General features: G+C 65.6%; 19 protein-coding genes. 9 read left to right on the forward strand and 10 right to left on the reverse strand.

Annotation, left to right across the window (positions count from 1 at the left end; translation table 11 throughout):
- Positions 1-13 precede the first annotated feature (13 nt).
- A complete protein-coding gene (locus tag DVK00_RS02040; RefSeq protein ID WP_101350705.1) occupies positions 14-937 on the reverse strand; it encodes a thiamine-phosphate synthase family protein in 924 nt (307 codons plus the stop codon).
- A gap of 204 nt (positions 938-1,141) precedes the next feature.
- On the opposite strand from DVK00_RS02040, the gene tenA reads away from it, so the two are divergent.
- Genes tenA through DVK00_RS02060 form a run of 5 tightly spaced genes read left to right on the forward strand, consistent with a single transcriptional unit; the run spans position 1,142 to position 4,639 of the window.
- Positions 1,142-1,801, forward strand: a complete 660-nt coding sequence (gene tenA / locus DVK00_RS02045) for a thiaminase II (RefSeq protein ID WP_101350706.1) — start codon at positions 1,142-1,144, stop codon at positions 1,799-1,801.
- Positions 1,798-2,547 carry a TenA family protein gene (locus DVK00_RS02050; protein ID WP_121535232.1) on the forward strand — a complete coding sequence of 250 codons (750 nt, stop codon included), beginning with the start codon at positions 1,798-1,800 and terminating at the stop codon, positions 2,545-2,547. The genes tenA and DVK00_RS02050 overlap by 4 nt, the downstream gene beginning before the upstream one ends.
- Positions 2,548-4,056 (forward strand): sodium:proline symporter, encoded by a 1,509-nt coding sequence (locus DVK00_RS02055; RefSeq protein ID WP_121577151.1) that lies wholly within the window; start codon positions 2,548-2,550, stop codon positions 4,054-4,056.
- A complete protein-coding gene (locus tag DVK00_RS22185; protein WP_255410804.1) occupies positions 4,053-4,187 on the forward strand; it encodes a hypothetical protein in 135 nt (44 codons plus the stop codon). Before DVK00_RS02055 ends, DVK00_RS22185 begins: the two co-directional genes overlap by 4 nt.
- A gap of 56 nt (positions 4,188-4,243) precedes the next feature.
- Complete coding sequence (locus DVK00_RS02060; RefSeq protein WP_101350709.1) at positions 4,244-4,639, forward strand: universal stress protein; 396 nt, start codon at positions 4,244-4,246, stop codon at positions 4,637-4,639.
- A gap of 56 nt (positions 4,640-4,695) precedes the next feature.
- Here DVK00_RS02060 and psmB read toward each other — a convergent pair whose 3' ends face one another.
- The 3 genes from psmB to pth2 all read right to left on the reverse strand — a co-directional run bounded on the left by psmB (position 4,696) and on the right by pth2 (position 6,530).
- Entirely contained in the window at positions 4,696-5,388 is a 693-nt protein-coding gene (gene psmB / locus DVK00_RS02065) for an archaeal proteasome endopeptidase complex subunit beta (RefSeq protein ID WP_121511615.1), read from the reverse strand.
- The gene (gene psmA / locus DVK00_RS02070; RefSeq protein ID WP_121535236.1) at positions 5,388-6,122 is read right to left on the reverse strand and encodes an archaeal proteasome endopeptidase complex subunit alpha; all 735 of its coding nucleotides are present in this window, start codon (positions 6,120-6,122) and stop codon (positions 5,388-5,390) included. The genes psmB and psmA overlap by 1 nt, the downstream gene beginning before the upstream one ends.
- Positions 6,123-6,191: 69 nt before the next feature.
- Positions 6,192-6,530, reverse strand: a complete 339-nt coding sequence (gene pth2 / locus DVK00_RS02075) for a peptidyl-tRNA hydrolase Pth2 (protein ID WP_004591375.1) — start codon at positions 6,528-6,530, stop codon at positions 6,192-6,194.
- Between the two features lie 408 nt (positions 6,531-6,938).
- Between pth2 and DVK00_RS21550 the strand changes: the two genes are divergently transcribed.
- From DVK00_RS21550 to DVK00_RS02095, 4 genes are all read left to right on the forward strand, one after another.
- Positions 6,939-8,120 (forward strand): hypothetical protein, encoded by a 1,182-nt coding sequence (locus DVK00_RS21550; protein WP_199722439.1) that lies wholly within the window; start codon positions 6,939-6,941, stop codon positions 8,118-8,120.
- 91 nt (positions 8,121-8,211) lie between these two features.
- A complete protein-coding gene (dcd, locus tag DVK00_RS02085; RefSeq protein WP_101350714.1) occupies positions 8,212-8,799 on the forward strand; it encodes a dCTP deaminase in 588 nt (195 codons plus the stop codon).
- On the forward strand, positions 8,800-9,696 hold the full coding sequence (locus DVK00_RS02090; RefSeq protein ID WP_101350715.1) for a thiamine-phosphate synthase family protein: 897 nt from the start codon (positions 8,800-8,802) through the stop codon (positions 9,694-9,696).
- A complete protein-coding gene (locus DVK00_RS02095) occupies positions 9,693-10,343 on the forward strand; it encodes a class I SAM-dependent methyltransferase (RefSeq protein WP_121535240.1) in 651 nt (216 codons plus the stop codon). Before DVK00_RS02090 ends, DVK00_RS02095 begins: the two co-directional genes overlap by 4 nt.
- Before the next feature lie 18 nt (positions 10,344-10,361).
- Here DVK00_RS02095 and DVK00_RS02100 read toward each other — a convergent pair whose 3' ends face one another.
- From DVK00_RS02100 to DVK00_RS02125, 6 genes are all read right to left on the reverse strand, one after another.
- The gene (locus tag DVK00_RS02100; RefSeq protein ID WP_101350717.1) at positions 10,362-11,123 is read right to left on the reverse strand and encodes a DUF7001 family protein; all 762 of its coding nucleotides are present in this window, start codon (positions 11,121-11,123) and stop codon (positions 10,362-10,364) included.
- A gap of 183 nt (positions 11,124-11,306) precedes the next feature.
- Positions 11,307-11,792, reverse strand: coding sequence for an HTH domain-containing protein (locus tag DVK00_RS02105; RefSeq protein ID WP_121577152.1), 486 nt, complete (start codon positions 11,790-11,792; stop codon positions 11,307-11,309).
- A gap of 131 nt (positions 11,793-11,923) precedes the next feature.
- On the reverse strand, positions 11,924-12,856 hold the full coding sequence (locus DVK00_RS02110) for a sulfide-dependent adenosine diphosphate thiazole synthase (RefSeq protein WP_058994571.1): 933 nt from the start codon (positions 12,854-12,856) through the stop codon (positions 11,924-11,926).
- 90 nt (positions 12,857-12,946) lie between these two features.
- Complete coding sequence (locus DVK00_RS02115) at positions 12,947-13,735, reverse strand: hypothetical protein (protein WP_121577153.1); 789 nt, start codon at positions 13,733-13,735, stop codon at positions 12,947-12,949.
- Between the two features lie 77 nt (positions 13,736-13,812).
- On the reverse strand, positions 13,813-14,271 hold the full coding sequence (locus tag DVK00_RS02120; protein WP_101350720.1) for a hypothetical protein: 459 nt from the start codon (positions 14,269-14,271) through the stop codon (positions 13,813-13,815).
- Between the two features lie 231 nt (positions 14,272-14,502).
- Positions 14,503-15,147, reverse strand: coding sequence for a helix-turn-helix domain-containing protein (locus DVK00_RS02125; protein WP_101350721.1), 645 nt, complete (start codon positions 15,145-15,147; stop codon positions 14,503-14,505).
- Positions 15,148-15,222 lie beyond the last annotated feature (75 nt).

Here is a 15,222-nt window from a genome sequence, read left to right on the forward strand (position 1 = left end):
CGACCGAAACCGCTCAGGAGTCGGCCGCGTCGAGAAGTTCGATCATCAGTTCAGCAGCTTCGACCGCTGACTCACCGAAAACGTAGGTTATCGGTTCGATACCGAACGCACCGCTGTGGTAGATGACACGCGGAACAGCGCCGCGTTCGCGGAAGGTGGCTTCGAGCCGTTCGTTACGGTCTTCGTAGCCGGCGTCGAACTTCAGCGGCTCGACACCGTGTTCCCGGGCAGCATCGAGAAATGCCTCGTCAGTCGTCAGATTGAGCGCCGCTCGGCACGAGGGATCGACCGCCATCGCGGTCAGTATCGTCCGGGCGACGTGTTCCGACGCCCCGAACTCGGGGTTCGACGGCACGTTGACCCGCCCTCGAAGGTTGTGAATCCGACCGGGAACTGCCGCCACGTCAAGCGCGTCTTCGGCGTCCGGCAGTGCCATGCCGACGTTCATCCCCACATTCGGGATGGCGTCGACGACGGCGTCGTTGTCGGCCAGCAGCCGCGTGGCTCGCCGGACTGACGACAGCACAGCCCGTTCCGCCTGTACTGCGGTGTCTGTCCCCCGAACACAGAGGTCACAGCCCATCCCCTGCAGCGCCGGCATCTCCTCCTCGTGGACCGCACAGATGGGACCCCGGTCCTCGAACTCCCGTACCAGGGTGAGCAGTTCGTTCAGCACCGCGTACTCGTCCATCTCGCCCGCGACCAGGCCGTCAGCGATCCGCTCGATGGTCTGTTGCATCCGGGCGTCGTCCCGGAACCGCTCCTCGATGGTGACCGAGCCGCTGCCGTATTTGCTCACTGCGGCCTGTGTCACGCCGAGCTGGTCGGCGATCTCCTGTTGCGTCCAGCCCTCCTCGTCGAGTCTCGTGGCGAGCATCGCCCGGGCCGTCGGGAGAAACCGCTCGACCACAATTTCGCTCGGTAACTGCAGTGTCATTGCCGGAAGTGAGGGGCGTAGTTCGCTTAGCAGTTGGGACTACGGACGCTGTCGGTCGACTGCGTTGTCGTGATTGCCAGCAGCGAAACCGGCCCCGAGACGCGCAGCACCTGTAGCTCACTGCGCGCACTGCTCGTCTACGGAGTTACAACCTAGTTGTATTAGCAGGATATATTACCTCGGAGTTTGTTGTATTTGCTACCAATGGCGTTCAGCGACCACCTGCTTGACATCGGCGAGAACATCTGGGACGCACAGAAGGACCACCCATTTGTCCGCGAACTGGCCGACGGGACGCTCGACGAGTCGGCGTTCAAACACTGGGTGAAACAGGACTACCGGTACCTGCAGGACTACGCGCGGCTGTTCGCGCTCGCCGGCGCGACGGCAGACGACGAGTCGACGATGACGCATCTACTCGGGGTCGCCCATCAGGTGCTGGATACCGAGATGGATCTCCACCGGGAGTTCGCGTCGGAGTACGGTATCTCGGAGCGAGAACTGGAGTCGACCGAGAAAGCCCCGACCTGTCTGGCGTACACGAACTTCCTCGTTCGGACAGCCTACGAGGGCCACGAGGCGGAGATTGCTGCTGCGCTGTACCCCTGCATGCAGGGCTATCTCGACGTGGCCGAGCACATGGCCGATTTGGCTGACGGCGAACACCGGTACACACCGTTCATCGAGATGTACACCAGCGATGACTTCCGCGAGGCGACGGGCTGGTGTCGGGCGTACGTCGACCGCTGTGGCGAGCGGTATCCCGGCCAGCGCGACGCCATGGAGGACGCGTTTCTGACGAGTGCGAAGCTCGAACACCGGTTCTGGGAGATGGCCTACACGCAAGAAGGGTGGGCGCTATGACAGCCGAGACGTACTCAGCGTACGCCGAGCGCACCGACGAACCCCGATTCACCGAGTGGCTCCGCGACCAGAGTCAGCCGGACTGGGACGACGCTGTCGGCCACCGATTCGTCGAGGAACTCGGGGCCGGCACGCTCGACGAGGACGCGTTCGCACACTACCTGGTGCAGGACTATGCCTTCGTCGGCGAACTCGTCGGGACGTTCGGCCATGCGGTCGGGCAGGCCCCGGACATGACCGCCAAGCGCCGCCTCGTCGAGTTCCTCGATACCGTGACCGATGACGAAGACGACTACTTCGAGCGCTCCTTTGCCGCACTGGGGGTCGACGAGTCGCGCCGGCAGGACCCCGAGCCTACGCCGACGACGGCGGCGTTCGTCGACCTGCTCGGCCGCGCCGCACGGGAAGGCGGGTACGCAGAGACGCTGGCCGTCCTCGTCCCGGCAGAGTGGATATACGAGTCGTGGGCGACAGCGGTCGCTACGGACCACGGCGACCCGGACGGCCCGCCCAGCGCCGGGATGGGACTGCCCTTCTACTTCGCCGAGTGGGTGGACCTCCACGCCGTCGACTCGTTCGTCGCCTTCGTCAACTGGCTCCGGGGCGAACTCGACGCCGTCGGCCCGACGCTCTCCCCGCGGCGAGCGGCACGCGTCGCGTCGCTGTTCGACCGCACGGTCGCGCTCGAACGGCGGTTCTTCGAGACGGCCTATGAGAGCGCGGCCGACGGGGAGGTGCGCCCGTAGATGGTCTCCTCGACCGTGGCTCTCGGCCTGACGGCGGCGACCGTCCTCGTGTTCACCGGCGTCGGCCTCTTCGCCGCCCGCGGCCGCATCGACTCAGTGGAGACGTACATCTCTGCTCGTGACTCGGCCGGCAGCGGAACCCTCGCTGCGACCGTCATCGCGTCGATGATGGGCGTCTGGATTCTGCTGAGCCCGGCCGAAGCCGGGGCCGCCTTCGGTGGGCTGCCCGCCGTACTGGGTTACGCCATCGGCAGCGCGATCCCGCTCGTCCTCTTTATTCCGGTCGGCGCTCGCATCCGCGAGGTGATGCCCGCGGGCCACTCGCTGACTGAGTTCGCCTACGCCCGCTTTGGCTCCGGGATGTACCTGCTCGTCCTGCTGGTCTCGGTGTTCTACATGTTCATCTTCCTCGCTGCGGAGATGACTGGCATCGCCGGCGCGCTCGCACTCGTCGCGGACGTACCCCTCTGGCAGACTTCGTTGCTCATCGGCGGCTTCGTCCTCATCTACACGACATACGGCGGCCTGCTCGCCAGCATCGTCACCGACACCGTCCAGACGCTGGTCATCCTGCCGCTTCTGGCCGTCGGCTTCGGCGGCGCGCTGCTCTCGCTGGGTGGCACGGGCGAATTCCACGCGACGGTGGTGTCGGCGGACCCGACGCTGCTCGACCCGACGTTCGGTCCCGGCCTGAAGTTCGGCCTGTACGTCGCGTTCGCTCTGCTGGGCGCGAATATGCTGAACCAAGGCGTCTGGCAGCGGGTGTACGCCGCCGACGGCGAGCGTACCCTCCGCCGCGGAATGGGCATCGCCGCCATCGTCGTCGTCCCGATGCTCCTGCTGTCCGGACTGTTCGGCATCGCCGCCGCAGGGCTGGGGCTCACGGAATCCGGCTCCGCCAGCATCGCCTTCTTCCTCGTGGTCGCGGAGGCGTTCCCGGCGTGGGTGACCCTCGCCGTCGTCGTCCTCGCCGTGTTGCTGGTGATGAGTTCCGCCGACACGATGTTCAACGCCATCGCCAGCGTCGTCACGGCCGACCTCGCCCGACTGCTCGACGACCCCGACCAGCGGACCCTCTGGCTCGGCGGGCGGGGGCTGACCGTCGCCGTCGCCCTCGCCGCGATGTTCATCGGCGCACAGGGGTACAGCGTCCTCCAGTTGTTCCTGACGGCCGACCTGCTTGCCGCCGGCGTCTTCGTGCCGTTCCTCGCCGGCCTCTACACCGAGCGACTCACTGGGCCGGGCGCGATGGTCTCGGGAGTTGCGGGCCTGGTCGTCGGCTTCGCGTACTTCCCGTCGCTGCGTGGCCTCGTCGCCGCCGTGCCGGGCATCGGAAGTCTGCTGCCAGCGCCGTCGTTCCTGGTCGCCTTCGCCGGCGCGACGCTGGTCTCGGCCGCGCTCACCGCCGCGGCGACGCTGCTCGGCGGGGCCGACGCCGACCTCGACACTCTCGGACGAGAGGTGCGCGCGCTCGACGACCCGGTGGCCGACGGGGGGTCCGAGCGATGACCGCGACGGCCGCGCTCCCCCTCGCCGCGCTGGGCTCGACGGCCTTCGGGGCGCTCGTCTGGGGGTCGATACTGCTCGTCCTCGCGGTCTTTCTGGCGGTCTGTTGGCTGGTCGTCACGGAGCGTCGCTAGAATGTGGATTGGTAACTAGAAACACACTTATAACCGCGGCGGTCGCACCTCGGCGTATGCAGACCTTCGTGCTCGCGACGAACTCAGAGACAGTCAGCGAAACGCTGTGTTCGTACCTCGAAGGGGTCCTCGATCCCGACGACAGCGTCTACGCGGTCAACTCACAGCGCGGCGGCGACAGCACGTCGTCGGCGGCGGTCGCCGACGGGAAGGCCGCGCTCGAAGTCGTCTCGGACCGGCTGGGCGACCAGGTGTCCGTCGAGACCTACCAGATAATCCGGGGCAACAGCCCCGCGACGGATATCTTCGACATCGCGGCGGAGGTCGACGCCGACGAACTCGTCATCGGCGTCCGCAAGCGGAGTCAGACCGACCGGCTCATCTTCGGCAGCGTCGCACAGGACATCATGCGGCAGTCGGAGTACCCGATGCGGGTCGTGCCACGAGACTGAGCAGCAACTGCCGGGAACAACTGACCGCAAAGAAACCGAAAACCGAGGGAGCCGAGCTATTCGGCCGACTCGTAGTCGTCGAAGGCGTCGATTTCGACGCCCTCGTCGGTGATCTCGGCGATGACGACGCCGTTGCCGGAGCCGGTGTCGCGCTCGGCCGCGGCGTTGACCGCGCGGATGGCAAGCGAGCGCGCCTCGTCGAGGGTCATCTCGGGGTCGTACTGCCCTTCGATGGTCCCCGTCGCGACCATCGTCCCGGACCCGGTGACGGTGTAGTCGTCTTCCAGCACGCCGCCGGCCGGGTCGACGCTGTAGACGTGGCTGCCCTCTTCGTCGACGCCGCCCACGATGGGGTTGATGGCGAAGTACGGGCCGCCGCGGGCGAAGTTGCCCGCGAGCGTCGCCAGCGCGTGAATCGAGAGCGGTTCGTCGCGGCGCACCTCGTAGAGGTCCGCCTCCGCGCGCAGCGAGCGGATGAACGACTGGGCCCCGCCGACGCTGCCGACCAGCGTCATCGCGGCTGTCGGGTGAATCTGCTCGACCTTCGTGACCTGCTTGTTCGAGACGAAACGGCCGCCGAGCGACGCGCGCCGGTCCGTGGCGATGATGACGCCGTCCTCGGTCGAGAGGCCGACGGTCGTGGTCCCGGTCTTGACGACGTTCTCCTCGTCGCGGCCCTCGCTCTCGTTGGGGAGGGTCCCGACCTCGGGCTCGTAGGCGTCGGTCAGCCGGTTCTCGGGGTCGTACATCAGTTCTCACCTCCGAGTTCGAACTCTTCGAGGCGCTCGGCGATGTCCTCCTCCGAGAGCTTCTCGAACTGCTCGGTCTCCACGTCGATGGTGGCGATGTCGACGCCCGTGGCGTCGAGGCCTTCCTCGTTGACCGACGCGAGCGCCCGGAGCGCGAGTTCGATGCCGCTTTCGAGGTCCATCTCCTCGGCGTACTCGTCTTCGAGGAACGACTGGATGTCCTCGCGCGAGCCGCCGATGGCGACGGCCTGCCACTCGTAGGGCGTTCCCGACGGGTCCGTCTCGAACAGCCGCGGCTGGCCGTCCTCGATGCCGGCGACCAGCAGCGCCACACCGAACGGGCGCGCGCCGCCGGTCTGGGTGTACTGCTGGATGTAGTCCGTGATTTCCTTCGTCAGCGACTCGACGGAGGCCGGCTCGTCGTAGCGCAGGCGGTTGACCTGGGCCTGACGACGAGCTACGTCGATGAGCTGGCGCGCGTCGGCCACGTGGCCCGCGCTGGCGACGCCGACGTGGGAGTCGATTTCGTGGATCTTCTCGATGCTGTCGCGCTCGATGAGCGGCGACCGGGCGTGGCGGTCGGCGGCGATGACCACGCCGTCCTCGGTACGGACCCCGACGCTGGCGGTTCCGCGCTTGACGGCTTCTCGTGCGTACTCGACCTGATAGAGGCGTCCGTCCGGGGAGAAGATGGTAATCCCGCGGTCGTAGGCCTGTTGTTCGTTTCCTTGCATGATGTATCGTGTTGTTGTTCACCTGAGGTTAGGGTTGCTCTTATATAACCGTATCGCGGGCCGCTGCCCTCAGAACAGCGGCAGGTCGCCGGTGACGCGGTCCACCAGCTCGTCCTCGGCGGGGCCGACGGCGAGCGCCGTGACGGTTCCCGGGTCGAGCTGTGTGTGGCCGGCGTCCCGGACGACCGCATGCGGCAGGCCTTCGCGCTCGGCCACGTCCGCGAGTTCGAACAGCTCGGACTCGCTCGTGGCTTTCAGGACGACTTTCTTCTGGCCCGCGCCCTTCCAGGCTTTCCGGGGTTTCGGGCCGGCGTCCTCGTAGGCCGACAGCGAGGCGTGGGCAACCTGGGCGGCGAGCTTGCCCTCGCCCATGCCGATGTCGGCCCGTGCGACGATAGCCTGCTTCATATGCTTACATGGCCACCCGTACTTAAACTCCCGTCGGACTCCCTCCACGGTTGCACATACCACAGAGTACATACGCCGTGGTCGAGCACATCCCTAACGATTCTTCGGCTGGTGCGTCCGAGATACATATCGATTACCGTTGGCTCATCAGCGTTTGCGACACTGGCAAACTGCCGGGTCTCGTCTTTCTAACGGGGCCAACGCCGTGTGTCAGCCGTAATAGCTTCAGTCGGCATCTCATCCCCGACCAAGATACGAAACGAAGTATCGCCTTACTGGCATAAGTTGGGTATTAACGAAAAAACACCCCTTGTTACTAATGGTCGATGTCATCGATATTACCAATCGAATGCAGTGTAGCTGGGAGGCTGTATAGTTCAGGCCGAACAACAGCCAGGGAGTCTGTCGATGAGTGACGACCCAGGGGGTGTCGATATCCCATTCATCGCGGTCACGGCCGTAATCACGCTGTTCGTCGTCGGGACGACAGTCGCCGTCGCAGGCGTCGGCCTGGGACAGGTCACTCCATCGGCACAGTCGTTTCTGGTACAGACTGACGACCGGAGCCCGTCCCAGCCCTGTGCCCCGGGCGAGGACCTGTTGGCGAAGTACAACTGGGAATCGACCGATGACGGGTTCGGATTCGTCTTCGAGAAGGGAGCAAGCGACGCCGTCACGTTCAATGTGAGAGCGTATGATGGAGGCCCGTCCGAAGGACCAACTGAAGTCGAGTGGACATCGCAAGTCCCCGTCGATGTCGAGGTTGTCAAGTCTGGCGGCGGGAGCAGTATAAACCAAGCCAACGAACTGGACCCGGCGGCAACATCGGGAACAGCTACGTCACAGCAGGGAATTAGTTTCCTGGCTTTTTGTACGGTGCCCTCGACACCGACACCAACTGAGGAGCCCACTGAAGAACCAACCGAACAACCCACTGAAGAACCAACCGAACAACCCACTGAAGAACCAACCGAACAACCCACTGAAGAACCAACCGAACAACCCACTGAAGAACCAACCGAACAACCCACTGAAGAACCAACCGAACAACCCACAGAGGAGCCCACGAAGACGCCGGAAGACACGGTGTACTGGCAGGTAGACTTCGGACCGGGCGAAGAACCGCCTGATCCGCCGTATTACGGCAAGAACGACCGTGACCTGATGGCCGCACTCGGAAACTCCGAGGACGGGGTCAGACAGAACCCCTCCGTTCTCCACCAGAACAGGCCGGGGCAACTGCAGAACGTCACCATCACCGGCAAGTCGTTTAGTTTCGACGACCCGGACGACCCGACGCAGGTCACCGTGGAATTCACCATTCCGGAGGACGGGCCAAACCGGACGCTCCACCTTGCATCCTTCACCTTGCCCGGGGCGTTCAACTACTCTGAAGTCCCCCAGCAAGAACTGCACACGGTCACAAGCGGGAACTTCACCGCTGGCGAGACCGGGACGCTGACCATCAGTATCCCACAGCCTACCAGCGGGCCGAGTTCGTCGGCAGGGCGGCGGTCGGCGCTCGTGCTGTTCGGGTTCGGCGCCACGCTGCTCGGTATGACAGTTGTCGGCCGACGACGGCAGCTGTAGCGGACCGAGTGCTCTCGCGCCGACCCCGCGATGCGGTCGAGCGTGGGCCGGAACCGGGAGGTTTAGGCCCGCGGCCGCAAACGCCACTCTCATGATACTCTCAGATGCGGATATTCTCCGACGGCTGGAACAGGGTGACCTCGTCGTCGAGCCGCTTGACGACCCGGACATCCAGATTCAGCCCGCCAGCGTCGACCTCCGTCTCGGCCGGGAATTCCTGGAGTTCCAGCACGCCAACATCCCCTGTATTCATCCGAACTCCGAGGACGAAGTCGCAGACTACGTCGAGGAAACCATCATCGAGGAGGGCGGGGAGTTCATCCTCCACCCCGGCGACTTCGTGCTGGGGACGACCCACGAGCGCGTCGCCATCCCTGACGACCTCATCGCCCACGTCGAGGGCCGGTCGTCGCTGGGCCGGCTGGCGATTGTGGTGCATGCGACCGCCGGACTCTGTGACCCCGGCTACGAGGGACAGATCACGCTCGAACTGTCGAACCTCGGCACTGCGCCGGTCGCGCTGACGCCCGGTATGCGGATCTCACAGCTCACGTTCACGGAACTCAAGACACCCGCCGACCGCCCGTACGGGGCCGAACGCGGCTCGAAGTACCAGGGCCAGTCCGGACCGCAGGCCAGCAAGATACAGGGGGACCGCGAGTTCGGAGGCGACCAATAGATGCGGTTCATCGAGGAGATCGTCGTCGACGACTTCCTGCCGACGTTTCGCTCGCTGCTGGCCGACGCTCTCAGGGAGCGCGGGCTGACACAGTCCGAAGTCGCCGACCTGCTGGGAATCAGCCAGAGTGCGGTCTCGAAGTACGTCCACGGCGACGTGGCGCGTCAGGAGGACTTGCTGGCCCACCGCGGGCTGGAAGAGTTGGTCGAGCGGCTGGCCGACGGGCTGGCTGACGGCGATATGAGTCCGGTACAAGCGCTGGTCGAAACGGAGGTGTTCATCCGCGAACTCGAACAGGGCGGCGTGCTGGCGCAGATACACGAGGACGCCGTCCCGGAACTGGGCGACTACGACGACGAGTTCGCCGTCCACGACCCGGACTCACAGCTCCGAGCAGCAGAACGAACGCTCGCGTCGGTGCGGCGCGGACTCAGTGTGTTGGAAAACACCAGCGGGTTCGCGACGCTCATCCCAGCAGTGGGGTCGAACCTCGTCCAGTGTCTCCCCGACGCCGAGAGCATCGAGGACGTGGCCGCCGTCCCGGGGCGGATTCTCGACGTGAAAGGGCGGGCAACGATTCCGGCAGACCCGGAGTTCGGCGTCAGCGAACACGTCGCGACGCTGTTGCTGGCGGCGCGGACCGCCGGGAGCGACGCCCGCGCGGTGTTGAACGTCCGGTACGACGACGGCGTCGTGGCCGCGCTGCGAGAGGCGGGCCGGACCGTCGTCGAGTTCGACGCCGAGGAGCGCGTCGAACCAGCCGTCGCAGCCGCGCTGGCCGACGACCCGGGCGTCGACGTGCTCTATCACACCGGCGCGATGGGTATCGAACCGGTGGTGTACCTGCTCGGGGACGACGCCGTCTCGGTCGCTGAAACGGCCCGCGAAATCCTGTGACCGACGCGCAGTCGTTTTACGGCCGGTGGGCGCGGGTGTACGACTGGATAGCGAATGCACCCGGTGTGACGGCATGGCGCGACAGGACGGCGGAGGCGCTGGCGCTCGCGCCCGGCGATACCGTCGTCGAGATGGGCTGTGGCACGGGGGCGAACGTGCCGGCGCTCCGTGAGCGAGTCGACCCGTCGGGTCGGATCGTCGGCGTCGACGTGACGCGGGCGATGCTCGAACGCGCACGCGAACACGCCGCGCGGACGGGCGGGACCGTACACTACGTGCAAGCCGACGCCGCCCGACCGCCTGTTCGAGAGGCGGACGCCGTCCTGGCGACGTTCGTTGCCGGCATCTTCGAGGATCCCGCGGCAGCGGTCGATGCGTGGTGTGACAGCGTCGCCCCCGGCGGCCGTGTCGCCCTGCTGAACTTCCAGCGGAGTCCCAGCGCCCTCGCCGCGCCGCTGAACCTCGCGTTCGAGGGGTTCGTCCGGCTCTCAGCGCCGGGGACGCGGCTGTCGCGGCGGTCACACGCCAGCGCGTTCGAGCGGCGGGTCCGGGCGGCCCGGGAGCGACTCACCGAACTGACCGTCGACAGGCGCTACGAGGCGCTCGCCGGGGGATACCTCGGCCTGCTGAGCGGGACTGTGCCCTGACGGGCGCGGGCCGAACCGCTACGGTCGGTACCGTTCAGCGTGCGCCGGACAGAACTCGGGCTTCCGTAGCTGTGCAGCGACGACGCCGGGCTGGCGGTGGGGGTTGTGGAGCCGACAGGTCTCCTCGTCACAGAACGCCTCGCCCGTGTCGAGGTAGTGGTACGCCTGCAGGACGTAGCCCTTGAGCGCCTCGGTCGTCCGCGGGTCGTCCTCGACGAGAAACTCCCCCTCGACCTCGTTTTCGAGCACCTCGCGGGGCGGCGTACCGCCGGAGAGCAGGGCGTGTTTCTGCTGTTCCTTGTAGTACTGCTCGGGCTTTGCGGGGGCCTCGTACAGCCCCGGCACCGAGACGACCGCGGGCTGGCCGAGGACGTGCACGCGCTTGTGCCAGCGGCCGTCGTGGTCGCCCCAGGTCCCGACGACGCGGTCCAACAGCGGGACGTGGAGGTGGTCCAGCGACCGCTCGGACTCGGGGAGTCGCTCGTGGAGCGCCCGCTGGACGGCCAGCCCGTCGTAGATGACGCCGCCGGCCCGCTCGGGCGACTCTATGGCTCGCTCCTCGTAGCGGACGATGCCGAGCATCGTGTTCCCGGTCTCGCGATCGTACGGCGAGAGCACCCGCGCCTCCGCGAACGACTCCGCCAGGTCCGAGTCGCCATGCAACGAGAGAAACCGGTCCCGGACGGAGACAGTGGCCTCGACCCGTTCGTCGAGCCAGTCGGCGATCGCGTCGGCGTCGACGACCGCCGTCGGGGCGCGGTACAGCGTGACGGACTTCATTGTATTAGCCAGTGGTATCGTTGGGTAATACCATTTGTGTCTCGGAGACCCCCGCGCATTGAGACGGCGAACTGAAGAATCAGAGCGAACGGGTCGATGCGGCGCTACCGGTGAGAGACAGCCACCTACCGCAGTGCTGGCCAGAACCGCCACGGACAGTCTGTGACGTTCCAGTGGCGAGCACTACTTCGGTTCGTGCGGGAGTGCCGTCGGGTCCGCAGTGAGCGCGTCGATGCAGTCCGTGACCGACCACGTGGTTTCCCCGTCAGTACACGGGTATGCCCCGACCAGATCGTCGTCCGCGTAGACGGCGACGGCTATCATCGGGAGTCGCAGCACCTCCGTACTGCCGCCGACGAGTAACGACGAGGTCCGCGTCTCAAAGGGCGGTCGGAGACTCAGTCCTCGTCTGGTCGCCCACTGTTCGTATCTGTCGACAGTCGCAAGCATCTCTCCATGCTCGCTCCGCTGGGACACGGGAATTTCCTCGGGCCACGTCTGAATATCGAAGTCATCGATAACTCCCGTTGCGGCGAGTTCTGTGAACCGGTCGATAGCTGTCGTTCGAGGGCCACAGACCGGTCGCCGACTCCAGAGCTGGACCGCGATCTCGCCGCCGACTGGCTCGTCAGACCCGTGGTTGTCGCTCCGCTGCATCTCTTCAGGCATTGATTGTCAATCACTAACAGAACTATCGCACGGTTGTATAATTGTTTGTATTAATGCGATATTATGGCCTGAATGGATTACTGAAACGTATAAAAGATGGGTTTTTTAAAACCAGTGACGTGGGAGGGGATTCAGTCGTCAGCCGGGGTTGCGTCGCGACTCGTGACGTCGACCGGCTCGGCATCGACTTCAAGCTCATCAAGCGCGACCTGCGCCGCGCGCTTGCCAGAGACGAGCATCGCGCCGAACGTCGGGCCCATGCGCGGGAGGCCGTAGGTCGTCGCGGTGGCCATGCCGGTGACGACGAGGCCGTCGTGGGCGAGGCCTGTGTGTTCGACGACAGCGTCTTCGCTCTCGCCGACCCACATAGAGTCGTGGCCGGGTGAGTCGTGGCCGGGCGCACCGTAGGTGTCGTCGTCGGTCTGGTCCATGCCGCTGGCTTCGTCTTCGAGGCCCGGCGCGTTGAGGACGCCGCGCTCGTCGAGTTTCTTGACGGCCATCGCGTCGTGGCCGGTCGCGTCGATGACGAGGTCGGCCTCGACGGCGATCGGGTCGACGCAGGTGATTTCGCGGGGTAGCGCGTGGACCGGCGTCCAGTTCATGACGATGCCTCCGACACGGTGGTCCTCGCGGATGACGATGTCGGTGAACTCCGTCATGTTCTGCATCTTCGCGCCGGCGTCGCAGGCGGCCTTGATGAGGCCGGAACAGGCCTCAGGCCCGTTGGCGACGTAGAGCCCCTCGCTGTCTTTGGACTGTTTGTGGTCGACGTCGAGTTCGTCGAGTACCTGCTGGGCCGGGTCCCGAACGGTGACTTTGTTCATCAGGAAACCGCCGAGCCAGAAACCGCCGCCGAGGTAGTTGTTCTTCTCGACGACCATCACCTGCACGCCGCGCTCTGCGAGTTCTTTCGCGGCCATCAGCCCCGAGGGGCCGCCGCCGACGATAATCACGTCGGAGTCCGAGAAGTCCATGAACTCCTCGGTCCACTCCTGCCCGATGGCGCGTGTGACTTCCGCCTCGCCGACGTCGCTGAACTGTTCGAATGAGTCGGAATCGCTCATACCACCTAGTGATATTTTACGGTGGTACATAGTCGTTCTGATGCAGACACCAGTCGCTGTCCACACAGTAGCAGAAGAAAATGCCCGCCGTCAGCCCCAGGCACTCAGTCCAGTAGCGGTCAGTACGTCCGTACCGCCATCGGGCTGGCAGACGGCCCACCGTGAGCTGTCCGCGTTTTCGGGGAACAGGTGCTCAGGGACCAGCGGCATCGGCACGGGCGGGTAGCCGCCGCGCCGCATCGCTGTCGGACCGGGGAACCGTTCGATTACGTCGCCGCCGGCTGTCACCTCGAACTGCCCGTTATCCGCCCGGCGGTAGGCGTGCTGGAAGGCGTGGCGACCGGCCTCGGCGAGCGAGTCGACGTGTTCGAGAACTGCGATCACCTCCGTCCCGACGCCGAGTTCGAGTCTGGGCCGACCCTGATCGACTCTGACTTCGCGCCACTGGAGGTCACTGGCGGGGGCTCGCGCACAGGCGTAGGTTCCATCTGAGAGCGGGACGCGGTCGGGGCCATTGTAGAACTGCCGGCCGTCAGGGCCGTCGGCGGCGAGACAGGCGGGCTCACCCAGGATGGTAGCGACCATCTGTGTCAGTGTCGTTCCCATTGCCTCCGTTGACGGGACCACGAACAGGCAGTCCCGGCCCTCCCGAACCGCGTCGACGAACCGGGGAATGAGTCCATCGGGGCCGACGTTGGCTTCGGTCAGCGGCTCGATAGCGACGGGGCGCGGGTCTGTGGCATCCACGAGACCGACCGCGTCGTCGTTCGGCGTCGCGAGCGCGGGCGGTCCGCCGCTATCGTCACGCACCGCCACATCGTAGCCGGCCCGCTCACACAGCGAGACGCCGTGGTCTCGGACTGATGGGTAGATGAGCATTCGCCATCTATACGGGCGCTTCCCGCTTGAACCCTCGCCCCTGATAGCGGGGTGTTGCGTGGGCTATCGGACCCTGCTCAGGTAGTCGCGGTAGCAGCCAGCGCCGAGAGCGTATCGGTGGTCCGTAGGTTCTCAATAGTGCAGTACCACGCCCCTCGGAGGCCGTGCTGGTCGTTCTCGACAGGACTTCCGAGCGGTACGAGGTCGGCCAGTTCGAACACTACGACATCGTCCGTCTCCGAGAACGGGTCGATGAGGGCGGCCCAATCGTCAGCGTCCATCGGTCCCGGGCCGCCACGGGTCTGCTCCGTTCTGGCGGTCACCGGAGCGTAGTGCGTGACCGCCGATACCGGGGCAGTCCGGTAGAACGCCATGTAGTCGAACGGTTCTGTCGTTCGGTCATACGACTCCGGAGACGGGTAGAAACCCTGCCGACAGCGTTCGAACGTCTCCGTCTGCGCGGCGACAACACAGACCCTGGCCTCGCCGGGTGCGTCGTCGGCCGGCGTGTCGTCGGTAAAGCGGTCGAGGTCCATACTCGGCCCTTCGCCCGGACACGGAAATACACCCCGCCAGCGGCAGCAGGACACTGATGTGGACGCAGACCTGCATTACTGTTATGGCACAGCTACTCGTCTGCCAGCAGTGTGACACCGGCTTCGAGTATGACGCGACGGCGTTCAGCGCGACGTGTCCGGACTGCGGGCATCGATACCATCCCCGAACAGGGTGCTGCTAGGACAGCGTATTGGTCGCACCCGCCGTCGCTACAGGTACCCCACCAGCGCGTCGGCCAGTTTCTTTTCGGCGCGCCGCAGGTGGTCCTCCGCAGTTCGGCGCTGGACACCAACACGGTCCGCAATAGCCGCCGTCGTCGTCCCGCGCGGCAGTTCGTAATACCCCTGCTCGTATGCCGTCAGGAACACCTCGCGCTGGCGTGGCGAGAGCGACGGGACCACGTCGCCAACGGTCACCAGCGGCGCGTCGGGCGTCAGTGATCCGACCTCGCGTTTCGACTCGACAGTGACCTCGAACGCCGACGCTAATGACCGGTACACCGCCGACAGCGCCTCGGAACTGAGCCCCAGCGCTCGAACGAGCTTGTGCCCCTCCGCGTACCGAAGTGGCGGCACGAGCAGACACCCCTCGTCGGCCAGATAGTGCTCGACGGTATCCGCTAAGTGTACCTTCAGACACGCCTCTGTGACCAGAACCTGCCCGTCATCTGTTTCGAGGCGCTCGGCGACGCCGACAGTCTCACGGACCTGCTCGACGACCGGCCCGACATCCCCTCCGCGGACGTAGAGGAGGTCGCTGTGGTCGGTACACCACAGCTCGATTCGCGTGCCCGTCCCGTCGGTCGCCGCCTCGTAGGCCCCGTCACCGGCCACCCGGAACACCGCCTCGTACATAGCAACCAATACACACATACATATAAAAACAGTTCCGCAAGGAGGGCCTCTGCTATCACACTCGGGCGCAAACAG

Source organism: Haloarcula sp. Atlit-47R (assembly GCF_003665985.1).
GTDB lineage: Archaea > Halobacteriota > Halobacteria > Halobacteriales > Haloarculaceae > Haloarcula > Haloarcula taiwanensis.

Coding starts and splice junctions, on each gene's coding strand:
- DVK00_RS02040 (WP_101350705.1), bottom strand. CDS start 937: ATGACACTGCAGTTACCGAGCGAAATTGTGGTCGAGCGGTTTCTCCCG.
- tenA (WP_101350706.1), top strand. CDS start 1,142: ATGGCGTTCAGCGACCACCTGCTTGACATCGGCGAGAACATCTGGGAC.
- DVK00_RS02050 (WP_121535232.1), top strand. CDS start 1,798: ATGACAGCCGAGACGTACTCAGCGTACGCCGAGCGCACCGACGAACCC.
- DVK00_RS02055 (WP_121577151.1), top strand. CDS start 2,548: ATGGTCTCCTCGACCGTGGCTCTCGGCCTGACGGCGGCGACCGTCCTC.
- DVK00_RS22185 (WP_255410804.1), top strand. CDS start 4,053: ATGACCGCGACGGCCGCGCTCCCCCTCGCCGCGCTGGGCTCGACGGCC.
- DVK00_RS02060 (WP_101350709.1), top strand. CDS start 4,244: ATGCAGACCTTCGTGCTCGCGACGAACTCAGAGACAGTCAGCGAAACG.
- psmB (WP_121511615.1), bottom strand. CDS start 5,388: ATGTACGACCCCGAGAACCGGCTGACCGACGCCTACGAGCCCGAGGTC.
- psmA (WP_121535236.1), bottom strand. CDS start 6,122: ATGCAAGGAAACGAACAACAGGCCTACGACCGCGGGATTACCATCTTC.
- pth2 (WP_004591375.1), bottom strand. CDS start 6,530: ATGAAGCAGGCTATCGTCGCACGGGCCGACATCGGCATGGGCGAGGGC.
- DVK00_RS21550 (WP_199722439.1), top strand. CDS start 6,939: ATGAGTGACGACCCAGGGGGTGTCGATATCCCATTCATCGCGGTCACG.
- dcd (WP_101350714.1), top strand. CDS start 8,212: ATGATACTCTCAGATGCGGATATTCTCCGACGGCTGGAACAGGGTGAC.
- DVK00_RS02090 (WP_101350715.1), top strand. CDS start 8,800: ATGCGGTTCATCGAGGAGATCGTCGTCGACGACTTCCTGCCGACGTTT.
- DVK00_RS02100 (WP_101350717.1), bottom strand. CDS start 11,123: ATGAAGTCCGTCACGCTGTACCGCGCCCCGACGGCGGTCGTCGACGCC.
- DVK00_RS02105 (WP_121577152.1), bottom strand. CDS start 11,792: ATGCCTGAAGAGATGCAGCGGAGCGACAACCACGGGTCTGACGAGCCA.
- DVK00_RS02110 (WP_058994571.1), bottom strand. CDS start 12,856: ATGAGCGATTCCGACTCATTCGAACAGTTCAGCGACGTCGGCGAGGCG.
- DVK00_RS02115 (WP_121577153.1), bottom strand. CDS start 13,735: ATGCTCATCTACCCATCAGTCCGAGACCACGGCGTCTCGCTGTGTGAG.
- DVK00_RS02120 (WP_101350720.1), bottom strand. CDS start 14,271: ATGGACCTCGACCGCTTTACCGACGACACGCCGGCCGACGACGCACCC.
- DVK00_RS02125 (WP_101350721.1), bottom strand. CDS start 15,147: ATGTACGAGGCGGTGTTCCGGGTGGCCGGTGACGGGGCCTACGAGGCG.